This window comes from Xanthobacter pseudotagetidis (assembly GCF_043194795.2).
Classification (GTDB): domain Bacteria; phylum Pseudomonadota; class Alphaproteobacteria; order Rhizobiales; family Xanthobacteraceae; genus Xanthobacter; species Xanthobacter tagetidis_A.
Map to the genome: position 1 here is coordinate 4,401,899 of NZ_CM195534.1, position 21,011 is coordinate 4,422,909.

At 69.9% G+C, this 21,011-nt stretch carries 20 protein-coding genes; 8 read left to right on the plus strand and 12 right to left on the minus strand.

Translation table 11 applies throughout. The annotated features are described in order from the left end of the window. The 6 genes from V5F67_RS20095 to coaBC form a co-directional block, all read right to left on the minus strand. Entirely contained in the window at positions 1-654 is a 654-nt protein-coding gene (locus V5F67_RS20095) for a DUF6064 family protein (protein ID WP_394020349.1), read from the minus strand. Continuing rightward, a complete protein-coding gene (locus V5F67_RS20100) occupies positions 654-1,565 on the minus strand; it encodes an aldo/keto reductase (protein WP_394020351.1) in 912 nt (303 codons plus the stop codon). Before V5F67_RS20100 ends, V5F67_RS20095 begins: the two co-directional genes overlap by 1 nt. A 105-nt stretch (positions 1,566-1,670) precedes the next feature. Continuing rightward, the gene (gene cysK / locus V5F67_RS20105; RefSeq protein ID WP_394020353.1) at positions 1,671-2,657 is read right to left on the minus strand and encodes a cysteine synthase A; all 987 of its coding nucleotides are present in this window, start codon (positions 2,655-2,657) and stop codon (positions 1,671-1,673) included. A 53-nt stretch (positions 2,658-2,710) separates the two neighbouring features. Then, entirely contained in the window at positions 2,711-3,151 is a 441-nt protein-coding gene (locus V5F67_RS20110; protein ID WP_121621469.1) for an RrF2 family transcriptional regulator, read from the minus strand. 22 nt (positions 3,152-3,173) lie between these two features. Then, complete coding sequence (gene dut, locus V5F67_RS20115; RefSeq protein WP_394020355.1) at positions 3,174-3,638, minus strand: dUTP diphosphatase; 465 nt, start codon at positions 3,636-3,638, stop codon at positions 3,174-3,176. Beyond that, entirely contained in the window at positions 3,635-4,849 is a 1,215-nt protein-coding gene (gene coaBC, locus V5F67_RS20120; RefSeq protein WP_394020357.1) for a bifunctional phosphopantothenoylcysteine decarboxylase/phosphopantothenate--cysteine ligase CoaBC, read from the minus strand. The genes dut and coaBC overlap by 4 nt, the downstream gene beginning before the upstream one ends. Positions 4,850-4,929: 80 nt before the next feature. Here coaBC and V5F67_RS20125 point away from each other — a divergent pair, with 80 nt between their 5' ends. Next, positions 4,930-5,163, plus strand: a complete 234-nt coding sequence (locus tag V5F67_RS20125) for a hypothetical protein (protein ID WP_394020359.1) — start codon at positions 4,930-4,932, stop codon at positions 5,161-5,163. Positions 5,164-5,271: 108 nt separating this feature from the next. Here the strand turns inward: V5F67_RS20125 and V5F67_RS20130 are convergent, their stop codons facing one another. From V5F67_RS20130 to V5F67_RS20150, 5 genes are all read right to left on the minus strand, one after another. After that, a complete protein-coding gene (locus V5F67_RS20130; protein ID WP_394020361.1) occupies positions 5,272-5,535 on the minus strand; it encodes a FitA-like ribbon-helix-helix domain-containing protein in 264 nt (87 codons plus the stop codon). 102 nt (positions 5,536-5,637) lie between these two features. Further along, positions 5,638-7,206 (minus strand): 2-polyprenylphenol 6-hydroxylase, encoded by a 1,569-nt coding sequence (ubiB, locus tag V5F67_RS20135; RefSeq protein ID WP_394020363.1) that lies wholly within the window; start codon positions 7,204-7,206, stop codon positions 5,638-5,640. A 25-nt stretch (positions 7,207-7,231) separates the two neighbouring features. After that, positions 7,232-8,032 (minus strand): bifunctional demethylmenaquinone methyltransferase/2-methoxy-6-polyprenyl-1,4-benzoquinol methylase UbiE, encoded by an 801-nt coding sequence (gene ubiE, locus V5F67_RS20140; protein ID WP_394020365.1) that lies wholly within the window; start codon positions 8,030-8,032, stop codon positions 7,232-7,234. Positions 8,033-8,176: 144 nt separating this feature from the next. Further along, on the minus strand, positions 8,177-8,383 hold the full coding sequence (locus tag V5F67_RS20145) for a hypothetical protein (protein ID WP_394020367.1): 207 nt from the start codon (positions 8,381-8,383) through the stop codon (positions 8,177-8,179). A 250-nt stretch (positions 8,384-8,633) separates the two neighbouring features. Then, positions 8,634-9,350, minus strand: a complete 717-nt coding sequence (locus V5F67_RS20150; protein ID WP_394020433.1) for an SDR family NAD(P)-dependent oxidoreductase — start codon at positions 9,348-9,350, stop codon at positions 8,634-8,636. Between the two features lie 303 nt (positions 9,351-9,653). Here V5F67_RS20150 and polA point away from each other — a divergent pair, with 303 nt between their 5' ends. Next, positions 9,654-12,662 carry a DNA polymerase I gene (gene polA / locus V5F67_RS20155; protein WP_394020369.1) on the plus strand — a complete coding sequence of 1,003 codons (3,009 nt, stop codon included), beginning with the start codon at positions 9,654-9,656 and terminating at the stop codon, positions 12,660-12,662. Positions 12,663-12,980: 318 nt separating this feature from the next. Here polA and V5F67_RS20160 read toward each other — a convergent pair whose 3' ends face one another. Next, positions 12,981-13,532: a protease inhibitor Inh/omp19 family protein gene (locus V5F67_RS20160; RefSeq protein WP_394020371.1), complete on the minus strand. Its 552-nt coding sequence runs from the start codon at positions 13,530-13,532 to the stop codon at positions 12,981-12,983. Between the two features lie 357 nt (positions 13,533-13,889). On the opposite strand from V5F67_RS20160, the gene V5F67_RS20165 reads away from it, so the two are divergent. The 6 genes from V5F67_RS20165 (at position 13,890) to ppx (ending at position 20,992) form a co-directional block, all read left to right on the plus strand. Beyond that, on the plus strand, positions 13,890-14,660 hold the full coding sequence (locus V5F67_RS20165; protein WP_394020373.1) for an SDR family NAD(P)-dependent oxidoreductase: 771 nt from the start codon (positions 13,890-13,892) through the stop codon (positions 14,658-14,660). A 75-nt stretch (positions 14,661-14,735) separates the two neighbouring features. Beyond that, a complete protein-coding gene (locus V5F67_RS20170; RefSeq protein WP_394020375.1) occupies positions 14,736-15,266 on the plus strand; it encodes a CDP-alcohol phosphatidyltransferase family protein in 531 nt (176 codons plus the stop codon). 136 nt (positions 15,267-15,402) lie between these two features. Beyond that, positions 15,403-16,497, plus strand: coding sequence for an AI-2E family transporter (locus V5F67_RS20175; RefSeq protein ID WP_394020377.1), 1,095 nt, complete (start codon positions 15,403-15,405; stop codon positions 16,495-16,497). Between the two features lie 5 nt (positions 16,498-16,502). Then, positions 16,503-17,210, plus strand: a complete 708-nt coding sequence (locus tag V5F67_RS20180) for a P-loop NTPase family protein (protein ID WP_394020379.1) — start codon at positions 16,503-16,505, stop codon at positions 17,208-17,210. A 25-nt stretch (positions 17,211-17,235) separates the two neighbouring features. After that, a complete protein-coding gene (locus V5F67_RS20185) occupies positions 17,236-19,467 on the plus strand; it encodes an RNA degradosome polyphosphate kinase (RefSeq protein ID WP_394020381.1) in 2,232 nt (743 codons plus the stop codon). Between the two features lie 13 nt (positions 19,468-19,480). Further along, on the plus strand, positions 19,481-20,992 hold the full coding sequence (gene ppx, locus V5F67_RS20190; protein WP_394020435.1) for an exopolyphosphatase: 1,512 nt from the start codon (positions 19,481-19,483) through the stop codon (positions 20,990-20,992). The last annotated feature ends 19 nt before the right edge of the window (positions 20,993-21,011 follow it).

The following is a 21,011-nucleotide window of genomic DNA, read 5'->3' on the forward strand; positions in this document are numbered from 1 at the left end:
TCAGCTCCGCGCCGGGCCGCCGCGCCGGAACAGCGCGGCGGCGAGGGCGGCCACCGCGGCCGCGAAGGGAAGGGCGCTCTGCGCGGTGCCGAGCGTCCACAGCGTTGCGGCGCTGAACAAGCACCACAGCACCGGAACCGGCCACAGCACCGCCCGGCCGCCGGCGAGCAGCAGGACGCCCAGCGTGCCGATGGCGCTGGGGTCGGGCGCCGACCCGAACACCTCCGCCTCCGACAGCGGACGTCCCGCCAGGGGCGCGAACAGAGGATAGGCGGCGGCGAGCGCCACCAGGACCCCGCCGACCACCCGCCGCGGCGCCGGCGGGTGCGGTGCGGCCGGGCCGCTCGCCGCAAGGGCCAGCAGCATGGCCTGAAGCGCGAACAGCGGCGCGATATAGAACACCGCCCAGTTGATGACTGCGTAGCGGTTCCACAGGAACGCCCAGCCGACGAACGCCCATAGCACCGCGAGCATGGCGAGCGCGAACCGCTTGCCCCCCGCCCGCAGGCAGAGGAGCCCGGCAGCCAGCGCGAGCGCCGGTCCCGCGAGCGGCAGCGGCCAGAACGCGCCGTTGGCGAGCGCGAACATGCGCCAGTAGGCGCGCGGCGAGAACATCAGGAAATCCTCGGGACTGTAGGTCCACCACTCGCCCATCACAGCGCCCTGACATATGCCGACATGCGCTCGCGTAGCGCCCGGTCGGGCAGAGGTCCGGAGGCGGCAGCGAGGTTCTCCCGCACATGGTCGACGCGGGTGGTGGCGGGGATCGCCGCGGTCACAGCCGGGTGGGCGAGGATGAACTTCAGCAGCGCCTGCGCCCAGCTGGTCGCGCCGATCTCCCCCGCCCATCCCGGCAGCGGCGCGCGGGCCAGCGCGCGGGTCAGCGCGCCCTGGCGGAACGGGCGGTTGACGAGCACGGCGATGCCCCGTTCGGCGGCGAGCGGCAGCAGGCGCGCCTCCGCCTCTCGGTCGAGAACGTTGTAGCTCAACTGCACGAAGTCGAGCCGCTGCCCGCGCATGATGCGCTCAAGCTCGGCGTGGCGCCGGCCCTCCGATGTGGTGATGCCCACATACCGCACCTGCCCGGCCGACTTCATGGCCTGGAGCCGTGGCAGCTGGACCTGCCAGTCCAAAAGATTGTGCACCTGGAGGAGGTCGAACCGCGGCACGCCCCAGAGCTGGCGCGAGCGCTCGATCTGCGCCGCGCCGGCGCTCGCGCCGCTGGTCCAGACCTTCTCGGCCGTGAACAGGCGCTGCGGCTTCAGCTGCGCGAGGCCGTAGCCGACCACCGGCTGGGACGAGCCGTACATGGGCGAGGAATCGATGATGGTCCCGCCGGCGGCGAAGAATGCCGACATCACCTCTGCGCACTCGCCGCGCAGGACGGGATCATCGCCGACATTGAAGGTGATCCAGGTCCCGAGCCCGACCGCGGGGACCGCCTCGCCGCTGGACGGGATCACCCGCGCCAGCGGAACGGACGGCTGGGCGGACGACGCCGTCGGCAGCGCGGCCAGCGCCGCGCCAGGGGCAAGTTCGAGAAAGCGGCGGCGGGTCAAGGGCATGGCGGAAGCAGCGTCCTTTCGCGCACGCGAAAGTAACCGCTCCCGTTGCCGGGAGGTCAGCCCAAGGCCTTCACGCTTTGGTGTGCGCGCCCCGCGGCCGGAGCGTCAGAGCCCCTCGAACAGGGCGGTCGACAGGTAGCGCTCGGCGAAGGACGGGACGATGGCGACGATGGTCTTTCCGGCCATGTCGTCCCGCACCGCCACCTCCAGCGCCGCGGCGACGGCCGCGCCGGAGGAGATGCCGCCGGGAATGCCCTCGTAGCGCGCCAGCGCGCGGGCGGTGTCGAAGGCGGTCTGGTTGCCGACCGTCACCACCTCGTCGATCACTGCGCGATCAAGCACTTCCGGCACGAAACCGGCGCCGATGCCCTGGATCTTGTGGGGCCCCGGCTGGCCGCCGGACAGCACCGGGCTGTCCTCCGGCTCCACCGCGATCATGCGCAGCGACGGCTTGCGCGCCTTCAGCACCTGGCCGATGCCGGTGATGGTGCCGCCGGTGCCGACCCCGGCCACCACCGCATCCACCTTGCCGTCGGTGTCGTTCCAGATCTCCTCCGCCGTGGTGCGGCGGTGCACCTCGGGGTTCGCCTTGTTCTTGAACTGCTGCGGCATCGCCGCCTTCGGCAGCTCGCGAAGCAGCTGCTCGGCGCGCGAGACCGCGCCCTTCATGCCGAGGCTCGCCGGGGTCAGCACCAGCTCGGCGCCCAGCAGCGCCAGCATCTTGCGCCGCTCCACCGACATGCTCTCCGGCATCACCAGGATCAGGCGGTAGCCGCGCGATGCGGCGACGAAAGCGAGCGCGATGCCGGTGTTGCCGGAGGTCGGCTCCACCAGCACCGTGTCCTGGTCGATGGCGCCGGCCGCCTCCATGGCGTCGATCATGGCGACGCCGATGCGGTCCTTGACCGAGGCGATGGGGTTGAAGAATTCGAGCTTGGCGAGGATCTCCGCCTTGGCGCCGCGCAGCTGCGGCAGGCGCTTCAGGCGCACCAGCGGCGTGTTGCCGACGGTCTCGGTGATGGAGTCATAGACCCGGCCCCGCCCGGGACGCGGCCCCGCATTGGGAACGACTTTCACGGCGGCATCAGCCATGGGGGTTTCTCCTGTTCTTGTGGTTCGGGGGCGCGTGGCGCGGCACCCGTCCTTTAGATGGCGAAATCTATGCGGTCGTTCTCGGAGCCGTGGCCGTTGCGGTCGGCGGCGCGGCAGAGGTCCTCCAGCGTCACGCCGTCGAGCGCGGCGTCGAAGGTCTCCTCGGCCGCGGCGACGGCGGGCTGCACCACCTCGGTGACGAGGGGCGGCAGCACGATCTCCCGCTCCTCCTCCGCGCCTTCCGCCACCCGCACGATCTCGGCGACGGAAACGCGGCGGCGCTCGCGGGCAAGCTCGTAGCCGCCGCGCGGACCGCGCACGCCCTTCAGGACTCCGGCGTGGACCAGCGCCTGGAGCACCGGCTCCAGCCGGCGCGGCGGCAGGCCATGGCGCGCGGCCAGCGCCTTGGCGGCAACCGGCGTGCCGCGGGCATGGACGGCGACGTCCACCACGGCGGCAATGGCGAGAAGGCTCTTGTCGGATAAACGCGGCATGGCACTGTGACTTGTTGAGAATTCAGGCGCCGCCGATCCCCGTCGACCCGAAACCACCGGCTCCACGTGCAGTTTGGCCCAAATCCCCGGAATCTTCCAGCGTTATTTGCGCGACCGGCGCCACCACCAGCTGGGCGATGCGCATCCCCCGCTCGACGGTGAACGCGGCAGGACCGTGATTGATGAGGATCACCCTCACCTCCCCGCGATAGTCGGCATCCACCGTCCCGGGCGCGTTCAGCACCGTGACGCCGAACTTCAGCGCCAGGCCCGAGCGCGGGCGCACCTGCCCCTCGAAGCCGCGCGGCAGCGCCATGGCGAGCCCTGTCGGCACCGCCGCGAAGGCGCCCGGCGCCAGCACCAGGGGCGCATCGGCAGGCACGGCGGCGACCAGATCGAGACCGGCCGCATCGGCGCTCGCATAATGGGGCAGCGGCAGGTCGGCGCCGTGGGGCAGGCGCTGGAGGCGCAGGACCGGCGCGCTCACCGTGCCGCCTCCCCGAGCGCGGCGGCGATGCGCGCCACGAGGCGCCGCGCCACCTCGGCCTTGGAGGCGGAAGGCCAGTCCTCCACCCCGTCGGCGGAGACGAGGTGCACGGTGTTCAGGTCGCCGCCCATGATGCCGGTGGCGGGCGAGACGTCGTTGGCCACGATCCAGTCGCAGCCCTTCTTCTCGCGCTTGGCCTTGGCGTGCGCCACCACCTGCTCGGTCTCGGCAGCGAACCCGACCACGAGGCGGGGGCGCAGGGTGTGATGCCGGGCGATCGCGGCGAGGATGTCCGGATTCTCCACCAGATGGAGCGTGGGCGCGCCGCCCGCGCCCTTCTTGATCTTCTGCTCGGAGGCGTCCGCCACCCGCCAGTCGGCGACGGCGGCGGCGAAGATGGCGCAGTCCACCGGCAGGTTCTCCTCCACCGCCGCCATCATCTGCCGCGCGCTCTCCACGTGCAGCGTCCGGACGCCCTGCGGGTCCGCCACCTCGGCGGGGCCGGAGATCAGCACCACCTCGGCCCCCGCCGCGCGGGCGGCGGCGGCGATGGCATGCCCCTGCTTGCCGGACGAACGGTTGGCGATGAAGCGCACCGGATCGATGGGCTCATGGGTCGGCCCGGAAGTGACGAGCATCCGCCGGCCCTTGAGGATCTGCTGCTGCGGGCTCAGCACCTCCTCGATGGCGCCGAGGATCTCCATGGGCTCGGCCATGCGGCCGGCGCCGAACTCGTCCCGCTCGGCCATGGCGCCGGAATTGGGACCGATGGTCAGCACGCCATCCTCCTTCAGACGCGCCACATTGCGCCGCGTCGCCGGGTGGCCCCACATGCGCGGGTTCATGGCGGGGGCGACGAGCACCGGCTTGTCGGTGGCGATGAGGGCGGTCGACGCGAGGTCGTCGGCGAAGCCGTTCGCCATCTTGGCGATGAGGTCCGCGGTGGCGGGCGCCACCACCACCAGGTCGGCCTCGCGCGACAGGCGGATATGGCCGATGTCGTGCTCGGCGGTGAGGTCGAACAGATCGGTGAACACCCGCTCGCCGGTGATGGCGCCCACCGACAGCGGCGTGACGAACTCCTGCGCCGCCTTGGTGAGGATGGCGCGCACCCTGGCGCCGCGCTCCTTCAGCCGCCGGATGAGCTCCAGGCACTTATAGGCGGCGATGCCGCCGCCGATGACGAGGAGGATGCGTTTTTCGGCGAGCATCAGGGCGTGTCCTGCCAGGGGTCGACGAGGGTGAGGCCGCTGGGAGAGAAATCAGCGACATTTCGCGTGGCCAACGTCATGTGGTTCGCCAGGACGATGGCGCCGATCTGCGCATCAGGCAGCGACATCGGCCGCCCGGATCTCTTGCGGGCCGCAAGCAGGACGGCGAACTGGTCGGCAGCCCGATCGTCGAAGGGCGGTATCCGGCCGCGCAGCTCGCGCTCGAAAACGGCAGCGACCGCGTCGCGCAGCTCGCGCTTGCGCCGCCCGTCGGGAAGGATCTCGACCCCGTAGAGAATCTCCGCTTTTTGTAATCGCCGTGCAGAATACAGTCTCCACAGGCAGGCGTTCGACCCACGTGAACACCTTGCTGTCGAATACGGGCTTCATCAGCTCGGAAACGACGTTGGTGTCGAGCACGATCATCGATCGTACTCCGGGCCGCTGAAATCCGGAGGCTCTCGCGTCTCGAGACGCACCGGCAACGCCAGCTCGACCCCACCGATGGGATCGACGATACGGCGGATCGCGTTGGCCAGCCCGCCGCTCCTGCGTGGCTGAAGCTCGAGCGCGCTGCGCAGCAACTGCCGCGCCTCCTCCTCCATGGAACGGTTGTGGCGCGCCGCCTGCTGCTTCAGCCTGCGCTTGGTCTCGTCGTCGAGGTTGCGGATGGTGATGCTGGCCATCGCCTCCCTCCGCGATGATTGCAATTCAATCATCCTAGCCCAATCGCCGCCGTGGAGCGAGGTCGCCCGGGGAGACCTCCCGGTGAGGTCACCCGGATAAGCTTACCGCAGCCAGTTCAGCAGCAGCCCGGCGGCGATGGCCCAGAGCGCGAGGTTGCCCCAGAAGGCCCGCCTGGCTTCGGCGCGGCCGATGCCGTCGAGCGTCGAGGGCGACAGATGCAGGCCGTCGCGCGTCGCCTCGTCCATCTGCTCCACGACGCGGGCGGTGCGCGAGAGGAGGGCCGGGATGTCGGCGGCGAAGCGGCCCACCTCGCCGATGCCGGCGCCGGCCTGCTGGAGGCGCCCCACGGGACCGAGATTGGCGGCGATCCACTCCTCCACCACCGGAGCGGAGGTGCTCCACATGTCGAGCTTCGGGTCGAGCGAGCGGGCGACGCCCTCCACCACCACCATGGTCTTCTGCAGCAGGATCAGCTCGGGACGGGTGCGCATGTCGAACAGCGCCGTCACTTCCAGCAGCAGCGCCAAAAGGCGGGCCATGGAGATCTGATCGGCGCGGCGCGAGTGGATGGGCTCGCCGATGGCGCGGATGGCGAGCGCGAAATCATCCACCGAATGGTGCGCGGGCACGTATCCCGCCTCGAAATGCACCTCGGCGGTGCGGCGCCAGTTGCGGGTGATGAAGCCGTAGAGAATCTCGGCCAGGAAGCGCCGCTCCTTGAGCCCGAGCCTCCCCATGATGCCGCAGTCCACCACCACCAGCCGGCCCTGGGCATCGACGAACAGGTTGCCGGGGTGCATGTCGGCGTGGAAGAAGCCGTCGCGCATGGCCTGGCGCAGGAAGGACTGCATGACGATGCGGGCGATGGCCTTCAGGTCGTGCCCCGCCGCCATCAGCGCGTCCTTGTCGGAGAGCTTGATGCCGTCGATCCACTCGGTGGTGAGCACCTCGCGGCCGGAGCGGTCCCAGTCCACCCGCGGCACATGAATCTCCGCATCCTCGCGGGTATTCTCCGCCAGCTCCGCATAGGCGGCGGCCTCAAGGCGCAGGTCCATCTCCATGGACACCGAGCGGGCGAGCGTCTCCACCACCGCCACAAGCCGGAGGCGCCGAGCCTCGGGGAAGTTCTCCTCGGCGAACTGGGCGAGGCGGGCGAAGCTCGCCATGTCGGCGCCGAAGCGGCGCTCGATGCCGGGACGCAGGATCTTCACCGCCACGTCCCGCCTCGTCCCGTCCTCGTCCCGCACCTCGGCCTTGTGGACCTCGGCGATGGAGGCGGCGGCCACTGCCGGACCGAACACGGGGAACACCTCGCTAAGCGGCCGCTCGAAGGCGGCGGCGACGGTCGCCTCGGCCACGTCCTGTCCGAACACCGGCATGCGGTCCTGGAGCACCTCCAGGTCCCGCGCCACCGCGGCGCCCACCACGTCCGGACGGGTGGCGAGGAACTGGCCGAGCTTCACATAGGACGGCCCGAGCCGCGACAAGGCGGCCGAGAATCGGGCCGCGCGGCTGCCGGCGTCGCGCCGGGCGATCATCCGGGCGAGGCGCAGGAACGGGCGCGCCAGCGGCGGCGCCGGCTCGATCGGCATGAGCGAAAGCACGCCCTCGCGCGCAAGCACGTAGCCGGCGCGGGCGAGGCGGGCGGCATCGGCGAGGACGAAGATCACGACGCAAGCCCTTCGCGGCGGCCCATCAGATGCGGAAGCCCCAATGGAGGGCGACCACGCCGCCGGTCATGCGCATGAAGTCGACGCGGGAGAACCCTGCTGCCCGCATCAGCTGCGCGAACGCCTCGGCGGTGGGGAAGCGGCGGATGGATTCCACGAGATACTGATAAGGCTCCGCATCCCCCGCCACCACGCGCCCGAGCGCCGGGATGACGCGGAAGGAATAGGCGTCGTAGACTGTGTCCAGTCCCGGCACGTCCACCTTGGAAAATTCGAGCACGAAGGCGCGACCGCCCGGCTTCAGCACGCGCCGCATCTCGGCGAGCGCGACCGGGATGCGCGGCACGTTGCGGATGCCGAAGGCGATGGTGACGGCGTCGAAGCTGCGGTCCGGGAAGGGCAGCGCCTCGGCATTGGCCTCGGCGAACTCGACCCGCTCGGCGAGCCCGCGCTTTTCCGCCCGCTCGCGGCCGACCGCCAGCATCTCGGCATTGATGTCCGCGACCACGGCGGTGGTGCCCGGCCCGCCGGCCTCCACCACGCGGAAGGAGACGTCCCCGGTGCCGCCGGCGAGGTCGAGCAGGCGGAACGCCCGCGCGCTCTGGGGCGGGCGCACCTTGGAGAGGAGCGCGTCCTTCCACACCCGGTGGAGGCCGCCGGACATGAGGTCGTTCATGATGTCGTAGCGGCGCGCCACCTTGTGGAACACGTCGTCCACCAGCGACTGCTTCTCCTCCAGCGGCACGGTACGGTAGCCGAAGTGGGTCTCGGCCGCCCCGCCGGCGGGGGGCGCGTCGCGGAAGGTGTCGGGGGTGGGGTCCGTCATGGTCGGTCCGTCATCGTCTTGGCGCCGTCTTGGCGCCACGATCCGTTCGTGTTGGCGGCGGACCTTATCGGATGACGGCGCGCGGCGCCACAAACGGCGCCGGCAGGAATGACGCGCCGCATGCGGCGCGCCCGCGCAGGGCGCTCAGCGGACGGAGCGCGAGCCCCGGGGCGGCTGCGCCAGAGCGGCGACGTCGAACTCGAACCCGTCGAGCGAATAGCGCGCCTCCCGGCGGCCCGGGGCGGAAGAGCCGGTGGCCGGCGCGTTCGACGGGCTGCGGCCGAGGCGCCGCTTGAGGGCCGCGATCTCCCGGCGGAGCGGGAAGATCGGGAGGTTGATGGTGATCGTCATAGCCACGCTCCATCAATATAAACGGCGCATTTCAAGCAGAACTCGTTACAGACTTTTACAAAGCTGAAACAAACCCCGCCTGAGGGGCGTGCATCTATGGCACGCGGCAAGGAAGCCCGGAGAAGCGGGCGCGAATTTGACGACGATGGGATTATGTGGGGGCCAATTACGGCATCCCCTGCCCGCAAGAAGCTTGGTTAACAAGCTATTAATTCTGCGGAGCCGACGGACTCATGCCCCGGCGGCGGCCTCAGACGTGCTGGCCGCCATTGATGTGGATCTCCGCCCCGTTGAGGTAGGACGAGGTCTCCGTGCACAGCACGTAGATGATCTTCGCCACCTCGTCCGGCGTGCCGAGGCGCTGCATGGGAATCTGGGCGACGATCTTCTCGGTGCCCGGCGACAGGATGGCGGTGTCGATCTCGCCGGGGGCGATGGAGTTCACGCGGATGCCGCGCCGACCGAAGTCGGATGCCATCTCCCGCGTCAGCGCCGCCAGCGCCGCCTTGGAGGTGGCGTAGGCGGCGCCCGCGAACGGGTGCACCTTCGATCCGGCGATGGAGGTGACGTTCACCACCGAGCCCTGCGCGTTCTCCAGCTCCGCCGCCAGCCCGCGCGCCAGGATGATGGGGGCGAAGAAGTTGACCTGGAACACGTCGACCCAGGTCTCCAGGTCGGTATCGAGCGTGCCGAGGCGCGAGCCGCCCTCCCCTTTGGGCGAGATGGCGGCGTTGTTCACCAGCGCGTGCAGCTTGCCGTCCGGCAGCCGGCGCTTGATCTCGGCGATGGCCGCCTTGGTGCTGACGGGGCTCGAAAGATCCACCTGGATGTGGTCCTCGGGCCCGGCGCCCCACGGGCACTGCTCGGGAAAGGCGTGGCGCGAGCAGGAGATGACGCGCCAGCCCGCAGCCGAGAATCGTTTCACCGTGGCGTGTCCGATGCCGCGGGATGCGCCGGTGAGCAGCATGATGCGCGGCGGCTCTTCGGTGGTCATTCTCGCCTCGTGCGCAACGGTGGGGTTTCGCGCCGACAAGCAGCACTCGCGCGCGCCAAAGGTCAAGCGCCGGTTCCCCTCCCCCTTGTGGGGAGGGGCGAGGGGGTGGGGGTCGCGCGACGCCGCGATGGCTGCGGCATGGGCCAAGGACTTTAGAAGGCGGCGCCCCCCTCCCCGCAAGGGGGAGGGGAACCGCGCGCCTACCCAGCAGGCTTGTTCGCCGCGCGCCCCTCGGGCATCGTGCGCGCCGTCGATCCCCATTTGCGCCGGAAGCCCATGTCTCCTTCGCCCCGACCCGTCCAGCCCGGTGACCGCGTGTTCCTGGTGGACGGCTCCTCCTTCGTCTTCCGCGCCTATTTCCAGTCCATCAACCAGGACCGGAAGTACAATTTCCGCTCCGACCGGCTGCCCACCGGGGCGGTGCGGCTGTTCTGCACCAAGCTGTTCCAGTTCGTGCGCGACGGGGCCGTGGGCATCAAGCCGACCCACCTCGCCATCATCTTCGACAAGTCGGAGGACAGCTTCCGCAAGGAGCTCTACCCCGCCTACAAGGCCAACCGCTCAGACCCGCCCGATGAGTTGATCCCGCAGTTCCCGCTCATGCGCGAGGCGGTGCGCGCCTTCGGCCTGATCCCGGTGGAGCAGGCGCGCTACGAGGCGGACGACCTGATCGCCACCTATGCCGAGCAGGCGGTGGAGGCGGGGGCGGAGGTGCTCATCGTCTCCGCCGACAAGGACCTGATGCAGCTCATCGGCCCCAGGGTCGCCATGTACGATCCCGCCTCGGGCGAGAGCGGCGGGCGCGGGGCGCGGCCCGAGCGGCGCATCGGCGTCGGCGAGGTGCTGGAGTATTTCGGCGTGCCGCCGGAGAAGGTGACCGACGTTCAGGCGCTGGCCGGCGATTCGACCGACAACGTGCCGGGCGTCCCCGGCATCGGCATCAAGACCGCCGCCCAGCTGATCGCCGAATATGGCGACCTGGAAACCCTCCTCGCCCGCGCCGGCGAGATCAAGCAGCCCAAAAGGCGCGAATCGCTGATCGGCAATGCCGAGGCGGCGCGCATCTCCAAGCAACTGGTGACGCTGGTGCGCGACGTGTCGGTCGAGGTCCCTCTCGACGACCTGGTGCTGGAGCAGCCGGACGCCGCGCGCCTGATCGCCTTCCTGAAGGCCATGGAGTTCACCACCATCACCCGCCGCGTGGCGGAGGCCTACGGCGTCGAGGCAAGCGCGGTTGAGGCCGACCCGCGGCTCGCGCCCTCGGGCGGCCTGTTCGAGCCCGCCGCAGGGGCCGAGCCGGGCGTCGAGGGTGCGGCGGCGCCGTCCGAAGGCGCATCAGCGCAGGAGGGCGCCGCGCCGCAGGCGAAGGCCGCGCCGGGCACGCCGACCCCCTCCGCGCTGGCGAGCGGCCGCGCCCAGGCGGCACGCGCGACGCCGGTGGACCGCAAGGCCTACCGCACCCTCACCGACATCGCCGAGCTGAAGGCCTGGTGCGCCAAGGCGGCGGACCAGGGCTATCTCGCCTTCGACACCGAGACCAATTCGCTCGACCCCATGCAGGCGGACCTCGTGGGCGTCTCGCTGGCGCTGTCGCCCAACGAGGCCTGCTACATTCCCCTGCTCCACCAAGGGGCAGGCGACGGCCTGTTCAGCGAGGGCCTGCTGCCGGGGCAGATCCCGAGCCATGAGGCCATCGCCGCGCTCAAGGGCGTGATGGAGGACAAGGGCGTCCTCAAGATCGGCCACAACGTGAAGTACGACCAGCTGGTGCTGGCGCGCCACGGCATCGACGTCGCCCCCATCGACTGCACCATGTGCATGTCCTATGCGCTCGACGCCGGGCGCAACGGCCACGGCATGGACGAGCTTTCGGTCCTCCATCTCGGCCATCAGCCGATCGCGTTCTCGGAGGTGGCGGGCAAGGGCAAGGGCCAGATCACCTTCGACAAGGTGGAGCTGCAGGCGGCCACCGACTACGCCGCCGAGGACGCGGACGTGACGCTGCGCCTGTGGCAGGTGCTCAAGCCCCGCCTTGCCGCCGAGGGCAGGACCACGGTCTACGAGTCCCTGGAGCGCCCGCTGATCCCGGTCCTGGCGCGCATGGAGAGCCGCGGCATCGCCATCGACAAGGCCATGCTGGCGCGGCTGTCCTCCGAGTTCGCCCAGGGCGCGGCGCGGGTGGAGGACGAGATCGCGGAGCTCGCTGGCGAGCGGCTGAACGTGGGCTCGCCCAAGCAGATGGGCGACATCCTGTTCGGCCGGATGGGCCTGCCGGGCGGAACCAAGACCGCCACCGGCATGTGGTCCACCAAGGCGAGCGCGCTGGAGGATCTCGCCGAGGCCGGCCACAAGCTGCCGCAGAAGATCCTCGAATGGCGCCAGCTGGCGAAGCTGCGCTCCACCTATACCGACGCGCTGCCGAACTATGTCCACCCGCAGACGCGGCGCGTGCACACCTCCTACGCGCTCGCCGCCACCACCACGGGGCGGCTGTCCTCGTCCGACCCCAACCTCCAGAACATCCCGGTGCGCACCGAGGAGGGCCGGCGCATCCGCCGCGCCTTCGTGGCGGAGGAGGGAAATCTCCTCATCTCGGCGGACTATTCGCAGATCGAGTTGCGCCTGCTGGCGGAGATCGCCGACATTCCCGCGCTCAAGCAGGCATTCCAGGACGGCCTCGACATCCACGCCATGACCGCGTCCGAGATGTTCAACGTGCCGGTGAAGGACATGCCGGGGGAGATCCGCCGGCGCGCCAAGGCGATCAATTTCGGCATCATCTACGGCATCTCGGCGTTCGGGCTCGCCAACCAGCTGTCGATCCCGCGCGAGGAGGCCGGGCAGTACATCAAGCGCTATTTCGAGCGCTTCCCCGGCATCCGCGACTACATGGAGGAGACCAAGTCCTTCTGCCGCGAGCACGGTTTCGTGGAGACGCTGTTCGGCCGGCGCTGCCACTATCCCGACATCGCGGCGAAGAACCCCTCCATCCGCGCCTTCAACGAGCGCGCGGCCATCAACGCCCGGCTCCAGGGCACGGCGGCGGACATCATCCGCCGCGCCATGGTGCGCATGGAGGACGCGCTCGCCGAGGCGCGGCTATCCGCCCGGATGCTGCTCCAGGTGCACGACGAGCTGGTGTTCGAGGTGAGCGAGGCCGAGGCCGAGGCGACCCTGCCCGTGGTGCGCCACGTGATGGAGACCGCGCCGGCGCCGGCGGTGCAGCTCTCCGTGCCGCTGAAGGTGGACGGTCGGGCCGCTCGGAACTGGGAAGAGGCGCACTGAGGCGCCGCCGGGGTCCCGGACGGATCGTCAGCCGGGGTCGGTGTTCCGGGCCCTTCGTCATGGCAGGCTTGTCACGGCAGGCTTATCATGGCCGGGCTTGTCATGGCCATCCACGCGCTGCGGCGTGGCGCAGATATCCGAAACGAGGCGCCGCCGTCACGGCGTGGAGGCCCGGCATTAAGGCCGCGCATGACGGTGCGCGTGAAAGAAATCTCTCGAAGACGCCGCGGGGTGCCAGCCCTCAGGAGGCAGGCCGGAAAGCCGGGGGATGTCAGGATCGCGGGCGCGGGGCCTCACGCGGGGCCTCAGCGGAGCGCCTCAGCGGACCAGGGCGACCTTCTGGTTGGTGTCGGTGATGGTGCCCACATACATGTTCGGGCCGGCGGGCTGCAGGCGGGCCGTGACCTTGCCCTGGTGATTCTGCAGCACCAGGTCGGCCCCCATCATGTCCCAGCCCTTGGTCATGAAGATCTCGCTCGGGCAGGACACGTCCGCCTGCGCGGCGAGGCCGTTGAGGCCGCGGGTGTTGGAGAGCGTCAAGGGGCAGGTGTTGCGGCCGTTGTCCCAGCTGAAGTTCCAGGCGCCGGACATCTGGTCCTTGGCGGCGGACGGAGCATAGGCGGTGCCGCCGGGATTGGCGGGTGGCGGCGTCAGGGGCACGGTGGCGGCGGTGCGGGTGGTGATGGCGCCGGTCGCGGCCGCCGACACGGGAACCGGGGCGGACGAGCTTTCCACCGCGCCGGTCGGCGCCGTCATCGCGCGGTTGCTGTCCATGGCGGAAGGCTTCGCGCCGAACCCGTCAAGCTCGGTGCTGCAGCCGCCCAATGCGACCGCCGAAGCGACTGCCGCCCCCAGATAGACCACCTTCATCCACACTCTCCGGACGTTCCCCGCAACCCTAGCCACTTCAATTCCGAACCGCCACCGCCCGAGGGCGGGATCGGAACCCTTCCATGGCCATTCACAACGTTCGGCTCGTGACGCGCCACGCGCGTATCGCCCGCACTCCGGTGCAAGGTCATGACCCTTTTCCGAGATCATGGCATCAGCATGACCGCATTACCACCCTGCTACCTATATCCTGACATAGATGGACGCAGTGGTTAATGCGCGTTATCCCAGCTCCATCTCCCGCACCGGCCGCAGCCGACGCGCGGCGTCCGGCCGGGCGCCGTCCGAAGCATCCGCCGGCCGGACCCCGCCCAGGCGCCGACCAAGGAGCCATTGATGTCCGCCATGCTCGACCCCCGTTCCCTCACCGTCGTCGTCACCGGCGCCACCTCGGGCATCGGCGAGGCCACCGTGCGCCGCTTTGCCGCCGCCGGCGCCCTCGTCGTGGTGATGGGCCGGCGCAAGGATCGCCTTCAGGCGCTGCGCGACGAGCTGGGCGAGCACATCCTGCCGGTGGAGCTCGACGTGCGCGACGCGGCGGCGACCGAGGCGGCGTTCGCAAGCCTGCCGGCCCCCTTCGCCGACTACAACGTGGTGTTCGCCAATGCCGGCCTCGCGCTCGGGCTGGAGCCGGCGCAGCAGGCGAGCCTGTCCAACTGGGATACCATGGTGGAGACCAACATCAACGGCATGCTCTACACCGTGCGCGCCAGCCTGCCGGCGATGGTGGCCCGCAAGCAGGGGCACGTGGTGCTCACCGGCTCCATCGCCGGCGAGTTCCCCTATCCCGGCGCCAACGTCTACGGCGCCACCAAGGCGTTCGTGAAGCAGTTCTCGCTCAACCTGTGGGCGGACGTGGCCGGCACCGGCGTGCGCGTCACCAATATCGAGCCCGGGCTGGTGGAGACCGAGTTCTCCATGGTGCGCTTCGAGGGTGACGCGGGGCGCGCCCGGAAGGTCTATGCCGGCGCCGAGCCCATGACCGGGGCGGACATCGCCGAGCAGGTGTTCTTCGCCTGCACCCTGCCGCGCCACGTCAACATCAACCGCATCCAGGCCATGCCCAGCCGCCAGACCTTCGGCAACATGACCGTCCGCCGGGATTGAGGCGCCCCACCTGCCCTACCGCCAAGCCGACGCCTTCCCTATGTTGGCCGCAAGAGAAAAACCGGGAAGCGCCGCGTGAGCCTGCCGAACATCATCACCCTCATCCGCATCCTGCTGGTGCCGGTGGTCATCTGGGCGATCGCCTCCGGGCGCGCGCAGCTCGCCTTCTGGCTGTTCGTGGCGGCGGGCATCTCGGACGCGCTCGACGGCCTGATCGCCAAGAAGTTCGGCATGCAGACCGAGCTCGGCGCCTACCTCGACCCCCTCGCCGACAAGGCGCTCCTGGTCTCCATCTACGTGGCTCTCGCGGCCACCGCCTTGGTGCCGAGCTGGGTCGCCATCGCCGTGGTGACGCGCGACGTGCTGATCGTCGGCGCGGTGCTGCTCTCGCAGGTGCTCCGCCGGCCGGTGGCGATCGCCCCGCTGCTGGTTTCGAAGGTCAACACGCTGGCGCAGATCTGCTTCGCCGCGCTGGTGCTCGCCAGCGCCGGCTTCGGCGTCGAGGCTCCGGAGCTTCTGGAGCTCGGCCTGGTGGCCGTCGGTCTCTTGACGGGCGTTTCCGCCGCTGCCTATCTCGCGGAATGGACGCGTCACATGGCGAAATGATCTGCCCCGCCGTGCCGGGTGCCCGCGTCCCGAGGCAGCCGGCGCCGGGCAATTCCGCGGGGATGCGCGCGCCGGACGTATCGGCATATGATACGGAACAATCGATGCGGTTCGGCACATGACCCAAGGAGGCGCGATGGCCGTCAGGGTTCAGGTGGGCTTCTGGATCGGCGCGCTGCTCGCCGCCATCCTCGTCCTCTGGCTGCTGCGCGGCGTCCTGCTGCCGTTCGTCGCCGCCATCGTGCTCGCCTATTTCCTCAATCCCGTGGTGATCCGCCTGGAGAAGCTCGGCATCGGCCGCATGCCGTCGAGCCTCGTCATCGTCGGCATCATGCTGTTCTTCGTGATGCTGTTCTTCCTGGTGCTGCTGCCGGTGCTGTCCAGCCAGCTGTTCGACTTCATCCAGCGCCTGCCCTCCTACGTCACGCGCCTCCAGGGCCTCGTCACCGAGGAGAACCGGGAGTGGCTCTCCCACATCGTCGGCGACCGGCTGCCGGACATGCAGCGCTCGATCTCCGACCTGATGTCCCAGGGCGTGACCTATCTTCTCGGGCTTCTGTCCTCGGTGTGGTCCGGCGGGCAGGCGCTGATCTCCATGTTCGCGCTGCTGGTGGTGACGCCGGTGGTGATGTTCTACATCCTGTGCGACTGGGACTCGATGGTCGGCTATGTGGACCGTCTCGTCCCGGTCCCGCACCGCCCGGTGGTGCACGACCTCGCCCGCTCCATGGATCTTGCCATCGCCGGCTTCGTGCGCGGACAGGCGGTGGTGTGCCTCATCCTCGGCACTTTCTACGCCGTCTCGCTGTCCATGGTCGGGCTCAATTTCGGCCTGCTGATCGGCATCGTCTCGGGGATCATCTCCTTCATTCCATATGTGGGATCGCTCACCGGCTTCATCCTCGCCATCGGCGTCGCTATCGTGCAGTTCTTCCCGGACTGGGGGATGATCGGCACCGTGGTCGCCATCTTCATCGCCGGCCAGACCATCGAGGGCTACGTGCTCTATCCCAAGCTGGTGGGCGACAGCATCGGCGTGCATCCGGTGTGGCTGATGTTCGCCCTGTTCGCCTTCGGCTACCTGTTCGGCTTCGTCGGGCTGCTGCTGGCGGTGCCGCTCACCGCCGCCGTGGGCGTGCTGACGCGGTTCGCCATCGGCCAGTACCTGCATTCGACGCTCTACCGGGGCGAGGAGGACGACCTCCTGCCGCCGCCAGCGGGGGCACCCTGAGCGCCATGCCCCGCCCGTCCCGCCCGCGCCAGCTGCCGCTCCAGCTTCCCGGCCGGCCGGCATTGCGGCGCGAGGACTTCCTCGCCGCGCCAGGCAACGCCGCGGCCCTCGCGCTCATCGACGCCTTCCCCGACTGGCCGGCGCGGGTGGTGTGCCTCGTCGGCCCCGAGGGCGCCGGCAAGAGCCATCTGGCCGCGATCTTCGCCGAGCGGGCGGGTGCGCGCATCGTCGAGGCGCGGGCGCTCGACCGGGCCGGCGTGCCCGAGGCGCTCGCCACCGGCGCCCTGGTGCTGGAGGACCTGGAGCCGGGCGGCTTCGAGGAGGCGGCTGTATTCCATCTCCTCAACCTGGCCCGCGAGCAGAATGCCGTCCTGCTGCTCACCGCCCGCACCCCGCCGGCCCAGCTCAAGCTCGCCACCGCCGACCTCGCCTCGCGGCTGCGCACCGTACCGGTGTTCGAGATCGCCCCGGCCGACGACGCGCTGCTCGCCGCGGTGCTGGTGAAGCTGTTCGCGGACCGGCAGATCCTGGTGGACGACGCCACCGTGCAATACCTCCTGCTGCGGGTACCACGCTCGGTGGCAGGGGCGAAGCGGGTGGTGGAGGCGATCGACGCCGCGGCGCTCGCCGCCGCCCGGCCGGTGACGCGCGCGCTCGCCGCGCAGGTGCTGAAGGAGCAGGGTGAACTGGTGCCAAACGAAGACGAGGACTGACGCCGCCAGCCGTCATAGAGTGGTCATGCAAGGCGGCCATGGTCCGGCCGAGCAAAGGGGACCCAGCATGAGCGCAAACGACGTCGCAGCCTTGGCGCAGGTGGAGGAATTCGCCGGGGACGAAGCCCGCGAGGAGATTTCCCTCGCCGCCTCGCCGGAGCGCTTCATCAACCGCGAGGTCTCCTGGCTGCACTTCAACCGCCGGGTGATGGAGGAGGCCTCCAACCGCAGCCACCCGCTGCTGGAGCAGCTGCGCTTCCTGTCCATCTCGGCGAACAACCTCGACGAGTTCTTCATGGTCCGCGTCGCCGGCCTGAAGGAGCAGGTGCGCGAGGGCGTGCAGACGCCGAGCCCGGACGGGCTGACCCCCTCCGAGCAGCTGGTGAAGATCATGGCGGGCGCGGCCCAGCTGATCGCCGACCAGCAGGTGCGCTGGCGCGAGCTGCGCACCGAGCTCGCCGGCGCCGGCATCGTGCTGGTGGACGGCGCGGAGGCCACCGGCGCCGACCGGGAGGCGCTGGAGAAGCACTTCCTCAACCATGTCTTCCCGGTGCTGACGCCGCTCGCCATCGACCCGGCCCACCCTTTCCCCTTCATCCCCAATCTGGGCTTCTCGCTGGCGCTCCAGCTGGTGCGCGAGAGCGATGGGCGGGGCATGAACGCCCTGATCCGCGTGCCCGCCAAGGTGGAGCGCTTCATCCGCCTGCCCGACGAGGCGGGCGCCACGCGCTTCATCACGCTGGAGCAGATGATCGGCCTGTTCATCACCCGCCTGTTCCCCGGCTACGCGGTGAAGGGGCAGGGCGTGTTCCGGGTCATCCGCGACAGCGACCTCGAGATCGAGGAGGAGGCGGAGGACCTCGTCCGCCTGTTCGAGACCGCGCTCAAGCAGCGCCGCTACGGCGAGGTGATCCGAATGGAGGCCGACGCCGCCATGCCGGACGAGCTGCGCACATTCGTGGCCCGCGAGCTGGGCGTGAACGACGACGAAATCTTCGTCATCGACGGCGTGGTCGCCATGAACGAATTCTCGCAGCTCGTCTCTGTGGATCGGCCGGACCTCAAGTTTCCGCCCTACAATGCGCGATTTCCCGAACGCATCCGGGACCACGGCGGAGACTGCTTTCTCGCTATTCGTGAGAAGGACATTATTGTTCACCACCCTTATGAATCCTTTGACGTGGTGGTTCAGTTCCTTCGCCAGGCCGCCCGCGACCCCAACGTCGTCGCCATCAAGCAGACCCTCTACCGCACCTCCTCCGACAGCCCGATCGTGAAGGCGCTCGCCGAGGCCGCCGAGGCCGGCAAGTCGGTGACGGCGCTGGTGGAGCTCAAAGCGCGCTTCGACGAGGAGGCGAACATCCGCTGGGCGCGCGACCTGGAGCGCGCCGGCGTGCAGGTGGTGTTCGGCTTCATCGAGCTGAAGACCCACGGCAAGCTCTCCATGGCGGTGCGCCGGGAGGGCGGCGCGCTCGCCACCTACGTGCATGTGGGCACGGGCAACTACCACCCGATCACCGCGCGCATCTACACCGACCTCTCCTTCTTCACCGCCGACCCGGTGATCGCCCAGGACGTGGCGCGCATCTTCAACTTCATCACCGGCTATGCCACGCCGGGCGAGCTGGACGTGATGGCGGTATCCCCCACCACGCTGAAGCCGCGCCTGATGCGCAACATCGCCGAGGAGATCGCGCACGCCCGGGCCGGCCGGCCGGCCGCCATCTGGCTGAAGTGCAACTCGCTTGTCGACCCGGAGATCATCGACGCGCTCTATGCGGCGAGCCAGGCGGGCGTGAAGGTTGACTGCGTGGTGCGCGGCATCTGCTGCCTCAGGCCCGGCATTCCCGGCCTTTCCGAGAACATCCGGGTGAAGTCCATCGTCGGGCGCTTCCTGGAGCACTCGCGCATCTACTGCTTCGGCGCCGGACATGGATTGCCGAGCCCGCAGGCGATCGTCTACATCTCCTCGGCGGACCTCATGCAGCGCAACCTCGACCGCCGCGTCGAGACACTATGCCCCATTACCAACCCCACCGTGCATGAGCAGGTTCTCGACCAGATCATGGTCGCGAACCTGATCGACAACGAACAGAGCTGGCGGGTGTTGCCGGACGGGTCATCCGAGCGCATCGTCCCCGGCCCGGGCGAGGAACGCTTCAACGCCCACCAGTATTTCATGACGAACCCGAGCTTGTCTGGACGTGGAAAGTCTCTCAAAGATTCTTCGCCGCGCAGTCTCCTCGTCCGCCGCTGAGGCGCCGGACGACCTGCACGGCGCGCCGGGGCGCCTCGCCTCCGGCCCGCCGATCGCGGTGATCGACATCGGCTCCAACTCCGTGCGCCTCGTGGTCTACGAAGGGCTGACGCGGGCGCCGACACCGATCTTCAACGAGAAGGCCCTGTGCGGCCTCGGCCGCGAGGTGCTCTCCACGGGCCGCCTCGCGCAGGACGCGGTGGAACGCGCCTTCGCGGCGCTCAAGCGCTTCCGTGCGCTCTGCGACGCCATGCGCGTCGGCCGCATCCTCGCGCTCGCCACCGCCGCCGCGCGCGACGCGCAGAACGGCCCGGCCTTCATCGCCGAGTGCGAGGCCATCTGCGGCGTCTCGATCGAGCTGCTCACCGGCAAGCGCGAGGCGGAGCTCGCCGCCTGCGGCGTGGTCTCGGGCGTGCACCAGCCGGACGGAATCGTCGGCGACCTCGGCGGCGGCTCGCTGGAGCTGGTGGATGTGAAGGGCCAGAAGATCGGCACCGGCATCACCCTGCCGCTCGGCGGCCTGGCGCTCGAGGACCGCTCGTCCAAGTCGCCGCGCAAGGCCGAGAAGATCGTGCGCGAGACCATGCCCGAGGCCGGCGTCCTGAGCCAGCTCGCCGGGCGGACCTTCTACGCGGTCGGCGGCACCTGGCGCGCGCTGGCGCGCCTCCACATGTTCCAGAAGGGCTATCCGCTGCACGTGATGCACGGCTACACCCTGCCGGCCAAGGAGGCGCTCGACTTCTCGCGCATCGTCCACCGCGCCGATCCGGAGGCGCTGGCCCATATCGACATGGTCTCCGACGCCCGCCGGCCGCTGCTCACCTATGGCGCGCTGGTGCTGGAGAACGTGGTGCGGCTCGGCCGCCCTTCCGAGGTGGTGATCTCGGCCATGGGCGTGCGCGAGGGCCTGCTCTATTCGCTGCTCACCCCCGAGGCGCGGCGGGAGGACCCCCTCATCGCCGCCGCCGGCGAGCTGAACCTGCTGCGCTCCCGTGCCCCGCGCCACGGCGAGGAACTGGTGGCCTGGACCGACGGCTTCTTCGCTTCGTCCCTGGTGCTGGAGGAGAGCGAGGAGGAGACACGCCTGCGCCGCGCCGCGTGCCTGCTGGCGGACATCGGCTGGCGCGCCCATCCCGACTATCGCGGCGAGCAGAGCCTCAACATCATCGCCCATGCCGCCTTCGTGGGGGTGGACCATCCCGGACGCGGCTACATCGCGCTGGCGGTCTATTTCCGCCACATGGGCCTGGGCGAGGACGAATACGGCACGCGGGTCCTGGAGCTGGTCTCCACCGGCATGCTGGACCGCGCGCGCATCCTCGGCGCGGCCATGCGCGTCGCCTACCTGCTCTCGGCCGCCATGCCCGGCATCCTGCCGCGCACGCCGCTGAAGGTGGACGGCGATCAGCTGGTGCTCGGCGTCCCGCAGGACCTTTCCGCGCTCATCAACGAGCGGGTGATGAGCCGCCTGCGCCAGCTCGCCAAGCTCATCGGCCGCGAGCCGCAGGTCGTGGTGGGCGACTGAGCCGAAGCCGGGACGGACG

Coding starts and splice junctions, on each gene's coding strand:
- V5F67_RS20095 (WP_394020349.1), bottom strand. CDS start 654: ATGGGCGAGTGGTGGACCTACAGTCCCGAGGATTTCCTGATGTTCTCG.
- V5F67_RS20100 (WP_394020351.1), bottom strand. CDS start 1,565: ATGCCCTTGACCCGCCGCCGCTTTCTCGAACTTGCCCCTGGCGCGGCG.
- cysK (WP_394020353.1), bottom strand. CDS start 2,657: ATGGCTGATGCCGCCGTGAAAGTCGTTCCCAATGCGGGGCCGCGTCCC.
- V5F67_RS20110 (WP_121621469.1), bottom strand. CDS start 3,151: ATGCCGCGTTTATCCGACAAGAGCCTTCTCGCCATTGCCGCCGTGGTG.
- coaBC (WP_394020357.1), bottom strand. CDS start 4,849: ATGCTCGCCGAAAAACGCATCCTCCTCGTCATCGGCGGCGGCATCGCC.
- V5F67_RS20130 (WP_394020361.1), bottom strand. CDS start 5,535: ATGGCCAGCATCACCATCCGCAACCTCGACGACGAGACCAAGCGCAGG.
- ubiE (WP_394020365.1), bottom strand. CDS start 8,032: ATGACGGACCCCACCCCCGACACCTTCCGCGACGCGCCCCCCGCCGGC.
- V5F67_RS20145 (WP_394020367.1), bottom strand. CDS start 8,383: ATGACGATCACCATCAACCTCCCGATCTTCCCGCTCCGCCGGGAGATC.
- V5F67_RS20150 (WP_394020433.1), bottom strand. CDS start 9,350: ATGCTGCTCACCGGCGCATCCCGCGGCATCGGACACGCCACGGTGAAA.
- polA (WP_394020369.1), top strand. CDS start 9,654: ATGTCTCCTTCGCCCCGACCCGTCCAGCCCGGTGACCGCGTGTTCCTG.
- V5F67_RS20160 (WP_394020371.1), bottom strand. CDS start 13,532: ATGAAGGTGGTCTATCTGGGGGCGGCAGTCGCTTCGGCGGTCGCATTG.
- V5F67_RS20165 (WP_394020373.1), top strand. CDS start 13,890: ATGTCCGCCATGCTCGACCCCCGTTCCCTCACCGTCGTCGTCACCGGC.
- V5F67_RS20175 (WP_394020377.1), top strand. CDS start 15,403: ATGGCCGTCAGGGTTCAGGTGGGCTTCTGGATCGGCGCGCTGCTCGCC.
- V5F67_RS20180 (WP_394020379.1), top strand. CDS start 16,503: ATGCCCCGCCCGTCCCGCCCGCGCCAGCTGCCGCTCCAGCTTCCCGGC.
- V5F67_RS20185 (WP_394020381.1), top strand. CDS start 17,236: ATGCAAGGCGGCCATGGTCCGGCCGAGCAAAGGGGACCCAGCATGAGC.